The organism is Bacteroidota bacterium (assembly GCA_016699695.1).
In the GTDB taxonomy this organism is placed as follows: Bacteria; Bacteroidota; Bacteroidia; order Bacteroidales; family UBA10428; genus UBA10428.
In genome coordinates this window covers 1,338,130-1,355,799 of the sequence record CP065006.1, presented here as the reverse complement: position 1 = coordinate 1,355,799, position 17,670 = coordinate 1,338,130, and the positions used below count along the sequence as shown (strand labels likewise).

Annotated in this window: 14 protein-coding genes; 11 read left to right on the top strand and 3 right to left on the bottom strand. The window is 34.9% G+C overall.

Going from position 1 to position 17,670, the window contains the following annotated elements:
* The first annotated feature begins 26 nt into the window (after positions 1 to 26).
* The 5 genes from IPM71_05785 to IPM71_05765 all read left to right on the top strand — a co-directional run bounded on the left by IPM71_05785 (position 27) and on the right by IPM71_05765 (position 3,556).
* On the top strand, positions 27 to 269 hold the full coding sequence (locus tag IPM71_05785; GenBank protein QQS52245.1) for a hypothetical protein: 243 nt from the start codon (positions 27 to 29) through the stop codon (positions 267 to 269).
* A complete protein-coding gene (locus tag IPM71_05780) occupies positions 251 to 556 on the top strand; it encodes a type II toxin-antitoxin system RelE/ParE family toxin (protein QQS52244.1) in 306 nt (101 codons plus the stop codon). Before IPM71_05785 ends, IPM71_05780 begins: the two co-directional genes overlap by 19 nt.
* Before the next feature lie 178 nt (positions 557 to 734).
* On the top strand, positions 735 to 1,886 hold the full coding sequence (locus tag IPM71_05775; protein ID QQS52243.1) for a glycosyltransferase family 39 protein: 1,152 nt from the start codon (positions 735 to 737) through the stop codon (positions 1,884 to 1,886).
* Between the two features lie 96 nt (positions 1,887 to 1,982).
* A complete protein-coding gene (locus IPM71_05770; protein QQS52242.1) occupies positions 1,983 to 2,204 on the top strand; it encodes a hypothetical protein in 222 nt (73 codons plus the stop codon).
* Positions 2,205 to 2,737: 533 nt separating this feature from the next.
* A complete protein-coding gene (locus IPM71_05765; protein ID QQS52241.1) occupies positions 2,738 to 3,556 on the top strand; it encodes a hypothetical protein in 819 nt (272 codons plus the stop codon).
* Between the two features lie 191 nt (positions 3,557 to 3,747).
* On the opposite strand, the gene IPM71_05760 is transcribed toward IPM71_05765, so the two are convergent.
* Positions 3,748 to 4,476 (bottom strand): response regulator transcription factor, encoded by a 729-nt coding sequence (locus tag IPM71_05760; GenBank protein ID QQS52240.1) that lies wholly within the window; start codon positions 4,474 to 4,476, stop codon positions 3,748 to 3,750.
* Positions 4,477 to 4,486: 10 nt separating this feature from the next.
* The gene (locus IPM71_05755) at positions 4,487 to 5,557 is read right to left on the bottom strand and encodes a sensor histidine kinase (GenBank protein ID QQS52239.1); all 1,071 of its coding nucleotides are present in this window, start codon (positions 5,555 to 5,557) and stop codon (positions 4,487 to 4,489) included.
* 253 nt (positions 5,558 to 5,810) lie between these two features.
* Between IPM71_05755 and IPM71_05750 the strand changes: the two genes are divergently transcribed.
* The 5 genes from IPM71_05750 to IPM71_05730 all read left to right on the top strand — a co-directional run bounded on the left by IPM71_05750 (position 5,811) and on the right by IPM71_05730 (position 14,812).
* Positions 5,811 to 8,159: a TonB-dependent receptor gene (locus tag IPM71_05750; protein ID QQS52238.1), complete on the top strand. Its 2,349-nt coding sequence runs from the start codon at positions 5,811 to 5,813 to the stop codon at positions 8,157 to 8,159.
* A 188-nt stretch (positions 8,160 to 8,347) separates the two neighbouring features.
* Positions 8,348 to 9,490 carry an isoprenylcysteine carboxylmethyltransferase family protein gene (locus IPM71_05745; protein QQS52237.1) on the top strand — a complete coding sequence of 381 codons (1,143 nt, stop codon included), beginning with the start codon at positions 8,348 to 8,350 and terminating at the stop codon, positions 9,488 to 9,490.
* 173 nt (positions 9,491 to 9,663) lie between these two features.
* Entirely contained in the window at positions 9,664 to 10,212 is a 549-nt protein-coding gene (locus IPM71_05740; protein ID QQS52236.1) for a hypothetical protein, read from the top strand.
* Positions 10,213 to 10,307: 95 nt separating this feature from the next.
* Positions 10,308 to 11,654 carry a SpoIIE family protein phosphatase gene (locus IPM71_05735; GenBank protein QQS52235.1) on the top strand — a complete coding sequence of 449 codons (1,347 nt, stop codon included), beginning with the start codon at positions 10,308 to 10,310 and terminating at the stop codon, positions 11,652 to 11,654.
* Between the two features lie 539 nt (positions 11,655 to 12,193).
* Positions 12,194 to 14,812, top strand: coding sequence for a hypothetical protein (locus IPM71_05730; GenBank protein ID QQS52234.1), 2,619 nt, complete (start codon positions 12,194 to 12,196; stop codon positions 14,810 to 14,812).
* A gap of 33 nt (positions 14,813 to 14,845) precedes the next feature.
* On the opposite strand, the gene IPM71_05725 is transcribed toward IPM71_05730, so the two are convergent.
* Positions 14,846 to 15,565 (bottom strand): DNA/RNA non-specific endonuclease, encoded by a 720-nt coding sequence (locus IPM71_05725; GenBank protein ID QQS52233.1) that lies wholly within the window; start codon positions 15,563 to 15,565, stop codon positions 14,846 to 14,848.
* Positions 15,566 to 16,455: 890 nt separating this feature from the next.
* Here IPM71_05725 and IPM71_05720 point away from each other — a divergent pair.
* Positions 16,456 to 17,670 carry an IS701 family transposase gene (locus tag IPM71_05720; protein ID QQS52786.1) on the top strand — a complete coding sequence of 405 codons (1,215 nt, stop codon included), beginning with the start codon at positions 16,456 to 16,458 and terminating at the stop codon, positions 17,668 to 17,670.

Sequence of the window (17,670 nt, the reverse complement as noted above, 5' to 3'; positions counted from 1 at the left end):
CTTTGTTTATTGAAGAGCTTAGTATTATGACAGCGATAGAACTAAAAAAGCAATTGATTCAAAGAATAGCAGAGATAAATGATATATCATTTTTAAATGCTATTAAAACAATCCTTGACACAAAAACTCAAACTAAGACTAAGACTTTATTGCTTACTGCCGAGCAACGTCTTGAAATAAACGAATCGCAAAAAGAGATACAGCAGGGATTTTTTATTGAGCAAGTTCAACTTGATAAAGAATTCAAAAAATGGCTAAGCGCAAGATAGTCTGGTCTCATAGAGCCAACATTAAATTGTTTCAAATTCTTGAGTTTTACGCAGAAAGAAATCAAAGTACTGCCTATTCAAAGAAACTTTATAAGAAGTTTAACAAAGAATTGTCATTACTTCTGAAACAACCTGATATTGGAATTATTACTGAAATTGAAGATGTTCGTGGGTTAATTGTTGATGATTACATATTATTCTATGAGAATAAATCTGGTTTGTTAATTGTTCATACAGTCTGGGATTGCAGACAGAATCCAGAAGATTTAAGTATTAAATATACTTGAGCACCTATTGCCAACACACAATAGCGGGCATGCGGGCTACGACGGGTTGCAGGCGTTTTTGGCTCGTAAACTTAAGTAGCTGTAAATTGATAGGTTATCGCCCCGTACTCCACGCACGTCTCGCTATCGTCAACCGTTGTGCACATTAAACAGCAGCCCAATAAAATAACCTCTGATAATGAATAAGAATATAAGAAATATCATCCTAATTTCAATTGTGCTGATTAGTACTGTAATGCACTTTAAACATTTCTCAAAGGATTTGATGAGTATACATGTTTGGAGACAAACACAAACTCAATCAACAATAATTAATTTTTATGAGGAGGATATGAATATTTTAAATCCCCTTAGAAACAATAGGGGTGATTCAGATGGCATTTTTCGAATGGAATTTCCATTAATGCAATGGTTAGTCGCAGCTCAATATAAGATTTTCGGGAATCACTTGATAATTACCAGATTATTTATGTTTTTAATTGGTTTTTTAACTATTTTGGGAATTTACAAACTGTTGGATGCATTATTTCATAATACTATTCTATCTGTCATTGGAGCTTGGGCATTTAATTTCTCCCCAAGTTTCTATTATTATACAATTAATCCTTTGCCTGATAATTTTGCATTATGTTGTTCCGTATGGGGATTGGCTTTGTTTTTTGTATGGTATAACAAAAAGAAAACTATCTTTTTATTGTTTTGCAGTCTGTTATTAAGTATTGGAGCACTCAGTAAATTACCATTTATTATTTATTACATAGTACCAATAGTTTATTTCATTTATTTATTCATAAAAAATGGACTGAATAGGAATTATTTTATTCAAGCATTTATTGCGATAAGTTTCGCAATCTTTCCAATAATTTGGTATTTAACTGTGATACCTCATTGGCATGGTAATGTGATTGTGAAAGGAATGCTTGAGAATAATGAATCTCTGATGAAACTATTAGATTATTACCAACATAACTTGATTTCAACATTGCCTGAATTACTTGTTGGATATGGCTCATTAGTATTCTTTTTAGCAGGATTTTTCTTTTTATTTAGAAACAAAGCTTATCAAAACCCTAAGTTTTTACTATTACTTTCATTGAGTATTTTCGCTATATTGTATTACCTTTTTGAGGCAAATGCAATAGCAAAGATTCATGATTACTATCTTTTTCCTTTCTATCCATTGTTATTTATTCTAGTAGCTTATGGAGCATTTAATCTATATAATTCTAGGATAAAGTTTAATCGTTACTTGACTTATGCATTGATAGCAGTAATACCTATTGCATGCTATTTTAGAATGCAAGGCAGATGGAATCCTGATTCTCCTTGATTTAATAAGGATCTATTATTACATAAGACAGAGCTCCAAAATGCTGTACCAAAAGATGCATTAGTCGTTGCAGGAAATGATGACTCCAATTTTATTATGTTTTATTATATCGACAAAAAAGGATGGGGATTCAACAATGATAGGCTTTCAGCGGATAAGCTTCAAGAAATGATTGAAAAAGGGGCAGAATATTTATATTCGGATTCAAAAAAGATTTATAATAACGTTGAATTAACTCAGTATTTTGATAAAGTGATAATAGAAAAAGGTTCAATTAAAATATACAGTCTTAAAAATTCAGCCCATAACACATGGTAGAGTGCATGTGGGTTTCTTAGGTTTGCGAGGGTTTAGCTTTGTTACTCCCAGAGGTCGTGAACTCACTTCGTTCGGTTCGCTGAACTCCCTACGGTCGGTTGTGGCTCGTAAAAAAAATCGCTGTAATCTGATATGAAAGTGGCTTCGTAATCTCGCAGGATACCCTACAATCAAAAGTTATAGGCCATTAGGCCGCAAAAAAAGATCTTAACAAAGGGTATATTCCATTAAGGTTTTGTTTCGCTGTTTTTCAATTCAGACGTTTGTATCGATCTACAGTATAGTTGCGTAAATGCCTTTATTGTTGTGCGAATGGCGATAAAAGCATAAAAAATCACACTTTTCCCACCAGCATCCATTCGATTTAATCCTCTGAGTTTAAAATAAGTAATAGTGCTATTTTATAAAACAACACCTATTTCCCCGCAAAAAACGACTAAATCGTAAGCGAATCGAGATTATTAGCAATACAAACATCTATATTTGCGGCCAAATACTTACAAATTAATATTTACAACCAAAAACTAAAACCAATGAAAAAGAATTATTTTATTGTTCTCATCATTGCAATACTATTTGCAGCTTGCAGCAAAGAAAGCAACGACGAACTGGTAGGCAAGGTAAATACCGAAACTCTTTCAGAAAAAAGTGCCGGCGCAATGGTTATCTTGCATCAGGCCAATCTCGAGACTCCTGCAGGAACTTCTTATTACAAAGCCGTAGGTTTTATTAAAGTCAAAAATGTAGCTTATACCAAACAGGTAATTGTTCGGTATCGCATAGCTTCGGGAGCATGGGTAGATGCAAGTGCGTCTTACTTCACCACGCTGGACGATGGCAACGAAATATGGAAATTTGCCACAGCTTCAGCTCCTTTCACAAGGTATAATATGCCCGTGATTGAGTTTTGTTTCAAATACCGTGTAAATGGCGTTGATTACTGGGACAACAATTCTGGTAATAATTATAAAATGTATGGCGGCGTGGGATATGAATTTGTGAACGATTTCCTGTTAGGTGGCGAAACCATGGTCGATGCTAAAGTTCAATTGCAAGGTGGACCTACAACCGGTTATTCAATCGCTTTTTGGGGGTATGTGCAAAATATTGCCTATTCGAAAGAAGTAACACTGGTTTATACTACCGATAACTGGGTAACCAGTAAAAGAGCCAGCGCGACTTATGCTGCAGTGAATCCAGGTCAACCCAATGTTGAAATATGGAAAAATACCAACATTCCACTTCCGGGTTTTGTATCAGGAACTACTAAAGTTCAGGCTGCAGTGGTATACAAAGCCAACGGAGTTGAAATGTGGGACAACAATTTTAAAAAGAACTATATTTTGCAATAAGCAATACTGTTTTTTAACGAATGCATTTTATACCCCGCAAGATTAATTTCTTGCGGGGTTTTTTATAACCGGTTTGTCCAATAGTTTTTTACAATGTTTACTAATACAATTGCTATTAAAATATTCTTACTTGATATATAGGTTGTAGGTATTTACAATAATAATTCCTGTAGATTTTTTTGAATTGAAGGTTAAGACAAAAGGGAAATAAAATTTTCGCGATACCTCCTTCCAATGGGGATAATTGACTCTCGGATTTTAATTTGGTTGCCTTCTACGGAGTCTATTTTCGACAACGAAACCAGAAACGAACGGTGAACCCTTGGAAACAAATTAGCTGGCAGCATCAACTCAATTTCTTTTAAATACATATAACAAATTAATGATTTACCAGTAGAGATTATTTTAATATAGTCACCAACTGCTTCTACGAATAGAATTTCATCCAGCTCAATTTTGTAGGTTTTCTTTTCAGATTTTACAAATAGATAAGATTCCGCATGTTTTGTTATGTTTGGCTCTGCAGCTAAAGAATTTGAAATCCTGTAATTTTCTGTTTTTGCTTTTATTCTGCCTATTGCTTTATTGACGGCTACTAAAAAACGTTCGAATGAAAATGGTTTGCATAAATAGTCGACTACATCAAGTTCGAATCCTTCAATGGCATATTCTCTATAAGCCGTAGTGATAATAACCTGTGGAGCTGATTTCAAAGTTCTTAAAAAACTCAGGCCATCAATTTTTGGCATGTTGATATCCAAAAAAAGGATGTCTATAGTGCTTTTATTCAAATAGTTTAGAGCTTCCATGGCATTGTTGCAGCTTGCAACCGTTTCGATAAAATCGAATTCTTTCAGATAGGTTTCAATTACCCCTCTGGCAAGAGGTTCATCGTCAACAATTATACATTTCAGCTTCATAATAACGCTGTTATTTTAAGTTTATGTCCAATTCAACTTTATAGCTATAAGGCTCATCACTTATTAGTAGTTGGTGGTTCTGATGATAAAGCAAGGCAAGTCTTTTTTTTACGTTTTCGATGCCAACCCCTTTGTATTTTTCTTCAACAGAAGTTTTTTGGTTTCCCTTGTTGTTTTTGCAGTAAAAGTGCAGAACAGATTGGCTGTCGGTATGCAATTTTATTGTAATGGTGGAAATATCAGAATCGGTTCTGGAATGCTTAAATGAATTTTCGACAAAAGGGATAAATAAGAGGGGAGCAATCTTTAAATCAGCACTATTCCCATCCCAATTAAACTCAATTTGAGTATTCTTAGTCCGAATTTTTTCCAACTCAATGTAGTTTTTTAAAAAATCAATTTCTTTCTGCACAGGAACAAATTCTTCTTTGCATTCATATAAAATATAGCTCATTAATTCAGAAAGCTTTAAAACTATTTTTGGCGTATTGTCCGATTTCGCTAAGCTTAAAGCATAAATATTATTGAGTGTATTAAAAAGGAAATGAGGATTCAATTGAGCCTTTAAAGCATTGTGTTCCGATTCGATTTTTTCTTTCTCTATCCTTATTAGTTTGCTGGCTATATCTTTAAGTTTATTCCATTCCTGAGCATAATAAAACATAGTAGAAGCAACAATAAAAAACAGTGCATACAAAATAGAAAATGTATAGATAATATGATGCTCTAAAATTCCACCATTTTGCAAATTGCCATTTACATAACTTGTAACTGCCACAATAAAAACAAGGAAACTAAAAATGACAAGGTTTACAACATTGCAAAGTACGAATGGGATAAACTTACTTTTTCTTAGAAAAACAGGGATTAGTATAAGGTAGTTGATATAAGTTGCTATGGCTGAAAACACAACTCTTAATATATGCTGCCAAATTGCACTCGAAGAAGTCAGATTTGAAGAGGATTCTTCGAAATAGGTGAAAACTTCTATTGTAAGAATCAGAATCCAAAAGAGAATATGCTGTATACTTTTTCTCGAAAAAACCTTATTGTTATTATTCACCTGATTCATTAATCTCATTTTGAAAGTTTAAAACTACCATACAAAAGTACTTTTTAAATAATACTCCAAAATCATTTTCGACCAAATGCAATTCTTCAGGGTAAACGACAGCTTTACCAAGTTGAATAGCAAATATGTCATTTATGCCGCTTCTAGCTCATTTCACAGCCTCTTTTGTTTATCTATCGAAAAAAGTTGCCTCGCCCTATACCAGGCTATAGTTTTGCTCAGGAAATACTTTTAAAAATTCATAAAACTAAAACTGAGAATCATGCAACTTATCAAGATTTATAGTATTGCAGCATACCTGATATTTGTGTGCAATTTTGCCAATGCTCAACCAATTACTCAAATTGTGAGAGGAGTAATTTTAGATAAAGAATCGCAAGCCCCCTTAATAGGAGCAACCATAGTGATTAATAATTCCAACCCTTTAATAGGGTCGACTACCGACACTGAGGGTAATTATAAACTTACCGGGGTTCCGATAGGCCGATACGATTTTAAAGTCTCTTATATCGGGTATAAAGAAATTATTATTCCAGAAGTTCTAGTGAGTTCTGGCAAAGAATTAGTGCTGAATGTTGAACTTATGGAAGATTTTAAGTCTCTGAATGAAGTTGTGGTAAAAGCCTCTTCAACAAAAGGCGAAGCCATGAATTCAATGAGCCTTATCAGCGGGAGAAGTGTAAACGTTGAAATGACAAAACGATATGCAGGAGGATTAGACGACCCAAGCCGACTAGCATCCTCTTTTGCAGGTGTATCTACCGATGGAGGTATAGAATCGAATGCTATTATGGTTAGGGGAAATTCTCCTACCGGTATTTTGTGGCAAATCGAAGGAGTTGAAGTTCCAACACCCAGTCATTTTTCAAATTCGGAGGTTCTTGGAGGCGGAGCAATAACAATGTTCAGCAATAACATGTTAAGTACATCCGATTTCTTTACCGGCGCTTTCCCTGCTGAATATGGTAATGCTCTTTCCGGTGTTTTTGATATGAAGCTTACAACAGGAAACAGCGAAAAGTATGAGCATTCCGCTCAGGTTGGAGTATTGGGCATCGATGTTGCCTCGGAGGGGCCTTTTAAAAAAGGTGCTAAAGCATCGTATTTATTCAACTACAGGTACTCAACCATGGGCTTGGTTAGCTCATTCTTGCCAGACGGTGGGTTACCTGTATACCAGGATTTATGTTTTAATTTAAATTTTCCGACCAAAAAAGCCGGAACCTTTTCATTATGGGCTATTGGTGGAATTTCAAATTTTTCACAAGTTCCGGAAAAAGATTCAGTAGCTTGGGAATCGGAAGAAGATAAATTAAATGTGAATGCAGATTTTATAAGCGGAACCGCATCTTTAAAACATAAAATAATAGTTGGTAATAAAAGTTTTATTCATACATCCTTAACAGCTTCTAATAACTACCAGCATACAACCGAAGATATTCTTAATTCGGATTATAATTATGACCCAAGAGTTGATTTCAATTTTCTGGAAAACAGATATAGCGCAAAATCTTTTATAAACCATAAATTTAGCAACCGACATACGAATAGGACAGGAGTTTCCTATACCCTCGTGGATTACGACTATGAAATGGCAAATATTTCAAGCGGCGCATTCTCAAGCGTTTCGAATTCAACTGGAAATACCTCCTATTTGCAAGCTTTCACCCAATCAAAATTCCAACTGACAGAAAGAGTGACTGCAACAATTGGCTTAAATGCGCTTTACTTAGCTTTAAACAAGAAGTATTCAATCGATCCAAGGGCTGGATTAAAATGGAATCAATCATCGAAACATTCATTTAGTTTGGCTTATGGAGTGCATAGTCAGACTCAATTTTTTAATATTTATTTTATCGAGAAAGAAGAAAACGGTCAGTTAAGCTATCCGAATAAAGATTTAGATTTATCAAAGGCACACCACTTTGTAATGGCTTACGACCTGTCGGTTAGTGAGAAAACAAAATTTAAAGTTGAACCTTATTACCAGATTCTTTCTAATATTCCTGTAGTTGAAAATACCTCCACTGCAATTATTAATATCCCGCATTATCATACTTTTAACGAAGAGTTAATTAGTACAGGAAAAGGAAGAAACTATGGGGTTGATGTTACATTGGAAAGAAATCTTTCAGAAGGCTTTTACTATTTATTCACGGCTTCTCTGTTTCAATCTAAATATACCGGCGACGATGGCGTAGAAAGAAATACTGCCTACAATAACAATTACGTAGCAAATCTTTTAGCAGGTAAGGAATGGAAGTTAAGAAATAATAGCAACAACATAATTGGTATAAGTGGCCGCTTGTATTTAAAAGGAGGCAATAGAATTAGTCCTGTGGATGAGGTGGCTTCTTCAGAAAGACAAGAGGTTGTTACTGACGAAACCAGGGCTTTTGAAGAAAGCTGGCCATCTTACTATCGGGCTGATGCAAGCTTTTATTTCAGGAAAAACAAACCTAAGTATTCAAGTATTTGGTCGGTTCAAATAAACAATTGCCTTTTCTCCCCAACCTCTTTTTCAAGAGAATATAATTATAAGAAGGATGCAGTTGTGGAAGTTACCGATGGAAGTCCATTTCCTTCGATAAGCTATAAAATAGAATTTTAATATTAAAGTGAATGTCGTTTTTGTTTTATTCTAAAGCCCCTGGGTTACTCACTCCGTTCGTGACAACGCTGAGCTAAGTTAAGCCAGGGGTAATAGATGAAGCAATAATCGAGGGCTTAAGCCCAAGGATGTAAATTTTTACCGGACAATATAAATCATGATGTGTATCAGTTAAAGAATTGCAATAAATGAGAACAAATTTTGCCACCAAAAAATCATTCTGGATTGTAACGCTATTTTATTTTTTTATAGCCTTTGAGTTCTTTTACATGGCTAGCCCTTTTGCAATCTATTTTTATTCAGTGTATAAACCCGGACTTAATCTAATAAACAATATTTCCGCATTGTCGTGGCTTACAGACTTCTTTTTACCTCATATTTCAGAAGATTCAAAGTCTGGAATGATCAATATTTTAAGCCCGTTAGGTTGGTCATTTTTAGTGTTGGGCTTATTCATTTTTATTGTTGGCGCTTCGCAGGTTTATTATTGCAAATTGCTAAAAAAAGGCGCAGTTACAAGAGGCTTGTATAGCATTATACGCCATCCGCAATATACGGGCTTTATTTTAAGCAGTTTTGGTATGTTGCTTATATGGCCAAGGTATTTAGTATTAATAAGCTTTATTACTATGCTTTTCGTTTATTTTCTATTGGCAAAAATAGAAGAGAAAGAATGTGTTTCGAAGTTTGGAGAAGCATATACTGTCTATAAGAATAGAACATTTATGTTTCTGCCATTTAGTTTACCCTGGATACAAAGAATTCAGATAGAAAACCTCAGCAGGACAAAAAGAATCATTCTATATGCTACCTTTTATTTATTGTCGTTATTTTTTTCGGTCGTGCTTGCAAATGGAATTCGCAAAGGTTCTGTTAGCTCACTATATGTATCTTATAGTGACAATACTGTTAACTTATCAATTACCAAAACCAATGAAAAACTAATCAATGAAATATTAACTACTGCATTGAATAATAATAAAGTAGACAGTATTCTAAAGCCTTTTAAAAATCAGCCCAACAGCTATTTTATAAACTATTTGTTGCCTGCCGATATCTTTTATATTTCTGAAATACCGATGTGTATACCTCAAAATATCGATTGCAATTTTGCCAGGGCCAGCAAAGATAAAAACTTGATTAAGGTAATTTTCACCCGGGCAATTGTCGATAACAACGAAAAAATAGTTGGGAAAGAAATTCTGCTCAAGACCAAATTCACCAGTGCAATTGTTGAGGTATGGATTAATACAAATAATGGAGAAATTATATTCATTCAATACCCCCAAAATGAGATTCGTTATGCAAATATTCCCGTGCCTGTTTTTTAGTATCTGTATAAAATTACTAATAGATATAACTAAAAATTTATATAGCCTTATTAGTTTTATTTTAACACTGATAATGGCTGTTGTGAACGATTAGAAAATGATATTGGTAATTATTTTTGTGCGAGTTTTATCAATTGTTGTCGGTCATTATAACTATACAAACAAATAGAAAAATGATAAAAAAAATCTCACTTATTTTTCTCTCAATTATTTGCCTGGTAAATCTATCAGCTCAAAATGATAGTTTAGAAATTAATCCATCAAATTCTATCAATATTGGCCCGATGGGTGATATTTTTATTCTTCAATATAGTAAAATAGTTAACGAGAAAAATGAACTAATACTTGGGGCTAGCTATACCAATCCTGCAGTTCTGAATGTTATTCAATATCCTGGAACGGAACAGATTTACACCATGGAATTGGGCTATCGCCGATATTTTTGGCAAAACCTCCATGCCGAGCTTCAACTCGACCCGCAATACTTTATTTGTAGCGATTCTGTTGAGAATAAAGACTATAATGGCTTTGGCCTCACTTCCGAAATTCGTTTAGGTTACCGATTTGATTTTAAGATTGCAAAAATTCCATTTCATTTTAATATTCAATGGTTTGCCGGATATCATATAATAAATCCTAAACCCAAAAGTTTTCAAGAGGTTGATGGCGGTTCATTTTATATTTCACCCATACCAATGTTCTTTTTTGGATATAGATTTTGAAAGAATATTGGAAGTCCGAATTCTGGAACTTGTTTAAAAGCTTGCAATAAATTAGTAAATTCAAAGAATAGATTTTAAACTAACACATTGGAATAATGAAAATAATTCTGGATTCACTTTTTGGAAATCTTAGCAGTTTTAGATTCGAAAACCGAGTTTACAACGCAATAATTTTCATTACAATTTTTCAATGTGTTATGGGAGCGGTATGGAATTTTACATTGAAAATGCCTTTTTTATTTACAGGCGTTATAATTGCTTGCGGTATAATTTGTTCTGTTTTTTATTATTACTCTCGCTTTAAACGAAAATTTAGTGCACTTGCATTTGTTTTTTTATCCTGTATTTTGTTGTCTGTTGTATGGTTTTTAAACGAAGGTTCGCAAGGTGCAACACCTTTTTTGTTTATTACTGCTTCGGCCGGAGTAATCTGCATTTCTCCCAAAAAGCGACATTTACTTTATATTGCCATAATTGTATTTACAATAGGAATCCTGCTTTTTCTTGAAAATAACTACTACTCTCTTGTAATGCATGGTCATCATTCCGAAGATGCCCGGCAATCGGATATTGTGTTTTTCTTTATACTCGACCTATTATTGATTTTTTTTATCGTTAGCTTTTTAAAAGAGAATTATGATAAAGAGGCAATGGTTATTCAAGTACAAAAGGAGACCTTAAGTATACAGCATAATAAAATAGTAAGTAGCATTAAGAGCGCCGAATTCATTCAGGAGGCTTTGCTTCCAAATGCTAAATACCTAAACACAATCCTATCGGATTATTTTGTTTTCTATAAACCAAAAGACATTGTGAGTGGAGATTTTTATTGGGCTAATTCCATAGAAAATATCAGCATAATTGTAGCAGCCGATTGCACTGGGCATGGAGTTTCTGGTGCATTAATGAGTATGCTGGGCATCGCCTTTTTGAATGAAATTGTGTCAAAAAATCCTCATGCACAACCAAGTGTTTATTTGAATGAACTACGAGAAAAAGTAATTAGCACATTAAACCAACCAAATGCAAAGAGTAATGTGAACTATGGAATGGATATCTCCATATGTTGTTTAAATAGAGACAATGGAACATTGCATTTTGCAGGAGCAAATAATTCCTTGTTTTTAATACAAAACAATCAAATAATTGAATATAAAGCCGATAAAATGCCAATAGGATTATATCCCAAAGAACATCCGTTTACAACGCAAATTATAAAAGTTGAACCAAATGATGTTTGCTATATCTGTTCAGATGGGTTCGAAGATCAATTTGGAACGAATAAAAAGAAATTTTTGAAAAACAATTTTAGAAATTTACTTCTTGACATTCATGGAAAATCAATGCAGAATCAAAAAGAGTTGATTGAAAGCAGGTTTTATAATTGGAAAGGTGATGAAGATCAAACAGATGATATATTAATAATTGGTATACGTGTATAGAATAAACCTATTATTCGGAAAACAAATGGTAGTATAAATCCCAAAGTATGGCTTTTGGCATTATTTATCGGAAATAAAACACTCCGTATTTTTGAATGTAATAAGTCGAAACGTTAGAAAAAACTCTTACGAATTATTTAGACAATACAAACCATTAGATTTAGTGAAAAGAAATATTATTGAATTTAAATTCGAATATCCAATATCAATTCTATGTGATGGTAAGTAACAATACCATAGATCCTCGGGAATCATGCAACAGCAGCCACATCCCACAAATATTAAAGCTATTATCAGCAAACCCAATTGTTGATATTTTGCCAAATACACTTATATTCGAAGAGAATTTCCATTATTAAACTAATACTAAAACTGTGAATTTCATTACCGGTTCTATCTTATCGCTCTTGATGTTTAATCAGGGCTTTTCTCAATCAATAACTTCTGATAGCCTCTATTTCGAGCAAACCGATACTATCTTTTACAATGAATCTTGGGAGCCAAGCTCGCGGGAAAACGCGCAATTCTACCGCCCCCCAATGACTAAAACAGAGAAGGGATATTTACTGAAGGACTACTATGTATCAGGCGCTCTTCAGATGGAAGGCGTAGTTTTAAACCCAACAGAAGAGAACTTTGATGGCCTTACAACCTGGTATTATCCGAATGGAAAAGTGTCGCAGAAACAGTTTTATGTATATGGTATATTGGAAGGAAACTGCACCTCCTACCGCGAAGATGGATCCGAACTTGCCAGTGCTGAGTATAAGCAGGGAGTACCTTATTCCGGAACGGTAGGATCTGAACAGTATGGTGTTATTTCCATACAGTATTACGAAAACTCAAACATAATTAAGAATATCACTTCGAGTGCAGATTCTTTGAGCAAAGCCAAACTGATTTGGACTAAAACAGATAGTGTGTACTGGAAATTAAGTCAGTACAATCAGTTTGGTGAGTTTGTCGGGGATTTGAATAACATAGAGACTTATGAATACTCCAATGCAACAGGAGTTTTTGCAACATATGGCCATAGTCCATTGGTGGTTACTCAAATTGCACATATTAAGAATGGCACCATTTTAAGTCCGGTTAATTATTATTACACAAATGGGAAAATCAAAAAAGTGGAATATTTGGAAGAAAATGGTTCAAACGATATAGGCCTTGAAATTGTGTACAATCAGAAAGGTGAAATTCTCGATTCGTTGACTTATAAAAATGGAGAACCATACACTGGGGTACAATACGACTTTTTCGGTTCCGAATTAACGAGCCTTCACGCGGATCAGATAGAGCGCACCCGGCCTTTTCAAAAAGGCGAGTTGGAGGGAACAGTCATTGAATATTATTTGAATGGGGCAATGCGTGCGCAAAGGGAATATAAAAAGGGAATGGCCGAAGGATATAGTATAGAGTATGATACTGTGGGCCTTGAGAAATGGAAAGCCATGTATAAAGAGGACGAACCCTGGGAAGGCAGCGTATCCGATGAGTATTATATGTCGGTTGCAAGTTATAAAGAGGGTGAAATAGTAGAGACCAGAACATTTCATTCAAATGGAAAACTTGCCTCTTACAAAGATTTACTCATGGAAGAGAGTTACGATTCATTGGGTGTTTGTATTGCCCATTTAGAGAATAGAAATGGCGAGCCCTATAATGGCAAGCAAATATTAACCTATAACAGTGTTATTTTAGGGGTCACCGAGTATGTGAATGGGGTGATTACTTTAACAGTTGATTATGAATATGGAGTGCCTACTTCAAAAACTGAGTATGCATTAAACGGCGATATCTCTCAGACAACGGAATATTACTCTACCGGAGCAGTGAAGGAAACTTCGCGTATGCAAGGAGGTTATGAGAAAGAGAGAAACTACTTTTCGATGGAAGGTGAACCAATAGGTCAATTGAGGATAGATTATGAATTAGGCTATTTTGGCGAGTATATTACTTTTAATTCAGATAATATCTCCACAATTGAGGTTTATCGGAATAATGAAGTTATCAGAAAGAAATCTTTCAACGAAGAAGGGAAACTGCTGAGTGACATGGATTACAATGGCCCTTCTGTAGTATACGATTTAGTCAACAACAAGGAGTATCATTGCACCTACCAAAATGGCTTGCCTTTTGAGGGAACCGAGGTTGGACAAGACTCCTACTCTCTTGCCATTTTATGGAAAAAAAACTATAAAAACGGAATGCTCGATGGAGAAAGTATTGATTACACAATGCTCGACAACTATTCCACTTATGTGCCCCTGACAATTACAAATTATTCAGAAGGAATTATCGAAGGTATTCAGAAACATTACATCAATGGGATATTGGCACGAGAAATAAGTTACAGCAACGGTTATGCCAATGGTCCAGCCGTTTTTTACAACTCTGCGGGAGAAATAGTTTCAAAAGCAACTTACCTGAATGACCTGCCGCTGGATGGTGTTGTTTATGAGTTTGACTGGATGCATCAACCCACTCTGATAATTTCTTATTCCAATGGCGCCATTCATGGCGAAGTAAGTTATTATACCGACAATAAGTTGGATTATACCCTTACTTATGAACACGACGAAACCATAAAAAGTGTAAGTTATATAGATGGTAATCCAAAATACACCCTTTTTTATAAAGACAATCAGAAGTTTGAAGGCGAGGAGTTTAGCTACAATACCTATTCGCAGTATAAAGATGGTGTTGAAATACTCTACATGGAGTATGGTTACGAACAACCCGACCTGCTGGTAAAAAAGCGTGAGCAGGTAGGCGAAAATCTGATCGAAACAAGCTACTATTCCAACAACACAGCAAAATCAGTTATTACCCTTTTGAACAATACAAAAGAAGGAGATGCAACTTTTTACAATACTGAAGGCAAAGTAATTGCAAGTGGGGTTTACAGCGATAACTTTCCTGTAAATGGGAGCTTTGCATACTTCAACACCTATGACGAAAATTCGTACTTAAAACTCGATTTGCAAACTAAGAAAATAGTAGTATCAGAGTATTCCAACGCTTCTGAGGTGAGCTCTTTCCAATACAATTTGCCTAAAAGCAAATCGACAGAAAAGCTTCAGGATGAAATCAGAAAAGTGATTGATGGTTTGAGCTCCATTTATGGAAGCTACAATGTGGAATCGTACAACTATTAAGAATATTATCCGAAGAAAACTTCGGGTTTGTTCTTATAGGGTGAAAGTGAAGCCATTGGCATTTCCTTTTTCACCTTTTTCTACAATTGCTTCAAGCTCTGGGAAGAAATTTATTCCGGTAAGGACTTCAAGAGAGTCTGCCGGTATGGTAAAATGGAAGAGTTCTTCGCTGCTTGCTTCGTTTTTCATTAAAAAGGCAACAATCTTTTTCTCACCCGTTACATCCAGTATTATTTTGTAATAGTAACCCGGAACGGTAACCCTATTCTCCCCAATAGCACCGAGATTATCGACGAATACAGGCCCGGTAACCACCAGAATAGTATCTTCCTGCACAGCCCAGTCTCTGACCTGCATTTCCAGCTTTTTCCAGATTCCACGGTTAAAAGAGGGTTTTTGCGGCGACATGTTGCTCATGTAAAAACTTTCGGCCATTGCCAACGAGTCCATCTCCATATCGGCAGCGGGTGCAAGGTGGCCGCGGTCATACCCACTGGATTTATAATCTGCAAGACTTGCGCTGCCAGTCGCCACTTTCGCATCCTCCCGAAAGGCCTCTTTTCTGGCTGTATTCGATTGCACCTCTGCTTTAGTAAGTTCGTAATACACCCATTTGGCCTGTTCGTGCTTTTCGCTGTAGCAAAGGGTGTAATGCCTGTGTTCGATTATCTGGCAGCTGTCGCAAACAGGAAGACCCTGGCCTGATAAACAAAGGCTAAGTAATAATAGAAAGCAGGTGAAATAGTAATACATGGAAAAGGAGATAGCGGAAAAATTAGAAATAATTCGGAAGGTTAATATCAATAGTAAAATGATTTTTCTAGGGCGAATTTATCTATCTTTTAAAACAATTTGCAGTATGCAAGCATGAATTATAAAACAAAAGTTGAAATCTATTCGAAATACGATATGGCTTTAATAGAAGGCTGGCTATCCTCTCAGATTTCCTACCCTGTAAGCTTAATTTCTTGCGAGGCTTTTTATACCAAGTTCTTCCTTAAGTTTTATTTAAAAACCTCATTTTCTTTTTGGGTCGTATAGTGAGTGGTACATTTTAAACATTTGTGAAACATCGATTATTTTGCTGGGCTTGTCCTATTGTCCATGGTTAGGTTAGCTTTTTTTTCAATACAGCAGGTAGAATAAAAAATTAAGAAACTTTCTCATCTAATCTTTAAGATTAATTCTTTTTGCATATTATTGTTTTGCCAAAATCTAAATTAATTCTGGTTTTTCTGCAATAGGTTTAGGTTCTTCCTTGAATTAATGTAGAAAAAGACGAATAAGGAATAAAATATAAATACTAACCCTATAAATCCTTCAATCATGAATGCATTAACAACAGCAAAAAGTTGGAAAATATATTTTATCATTTTATTTCTACTTTAACAGATTAAACAAAACCCTTGTAAACATTGATATTTCAAGGAAATTCAGTATCTTCAATGCACAGAAAAACAGGCTTATCGTTCCGAAAAATGTTTAATACAACGTAAAAATAATAATCGATATGGAAAACACTGACCTCTGTAATAGAGCGAGTTAGTGTTCACCTTAATGATTATCAGCATGTATTTTGTAATTCAACAAAGAAGTTCTTTGACAAAGCACAGCAATATTCATTAGGAATAATACAAAGTCAGATGCGCAATATTGAAAGAATAAGCGAAGATTTGGGAGCTAACTACCATCAAATGCAGCACTTTATAACTGAGTCTAACTGGGATCATCGAGTTTTGATAAATCAAGTAGCCCAGGAAGTAAGCCAGGTTTTACCCAAAAGAAAACTTACAGGATTGATTATTGATGAAAGTGGTTGGGTAAAAAAAGGCGACCATAGCGTAGGCGTTGGACATCAATATTGTGGGAATGTAGGGAAACTATCAAATAGTCAGGTTGCGGTATTTGCTTGTTTAAGTAATGGGGATTTTGCATCAATGGTTGATGCCCGACTATACCTTCCCAAGGCTTGGTGTGACGACAAGACAAGATGCGAAAAAGCAGGCGTTCCTGTAAAGCACCGAACATTTAAAACTAAGCTCGAACTGGCATTAGAAATTATTCGCCAGCAAGTAACCAATGGCATCATCTTCGATTTTATTGGAGGCGATGGTTATTATGGTAACGATGTGGATTTTGCCAGCAGCATAGATTTGCTTGGTTATCTGTACATGCTGGATATCCATAAAGACCAAAAAATATATTTGGAACGTCCTGACTTGGCTATTCCCGAGCGAAAAAGCAATAAGGGTCGTGAACCCAAGAAATTAAAAGCAACTACAGACGAATTAAGTGTATCAAAATATTTACAGACTTTAAATGACGAAAATTGGCAGCGTATTAGTGTTCGTAATACAGCCAAAGGAGTTCTTGTAGCTGACTATCATTTTATAAAGCTTTGGATAATCAATAACAGTAAAATGCAAGTAGAGCAAAGGTTACTGGTTATCCGTAAAACGAAAACCAAAGAAGGCAAGGACGAAATAAAATATTCTTTTACCAATGCTAATCTTGAACAATACACTAAGAAAGCTATAGCCTATATGCAAGCACAACGGTACTTTGTAGAACATTGCATAAAAGAATCAAAACAGATACTCGGGCTAGACCAGTTTCAGACACGAAAATGGCTTGCATGGCAACACCAGGTTGCATTAAACTTTTTGGTCTCGTCATTTATTTTAAAAGAAAAATTGCATTGCTTTGATGATTTACCTTTACTATCGGCTCGTGATATTAAAGAATTTATCACTTTTAAACTTTATAAACAGATGACCGAAGAACAAATGATTGATAGAATTTATGACCGGCATTTAAAACGACAGCGTGATATAAATTACTCATATTCAAAATTGTAA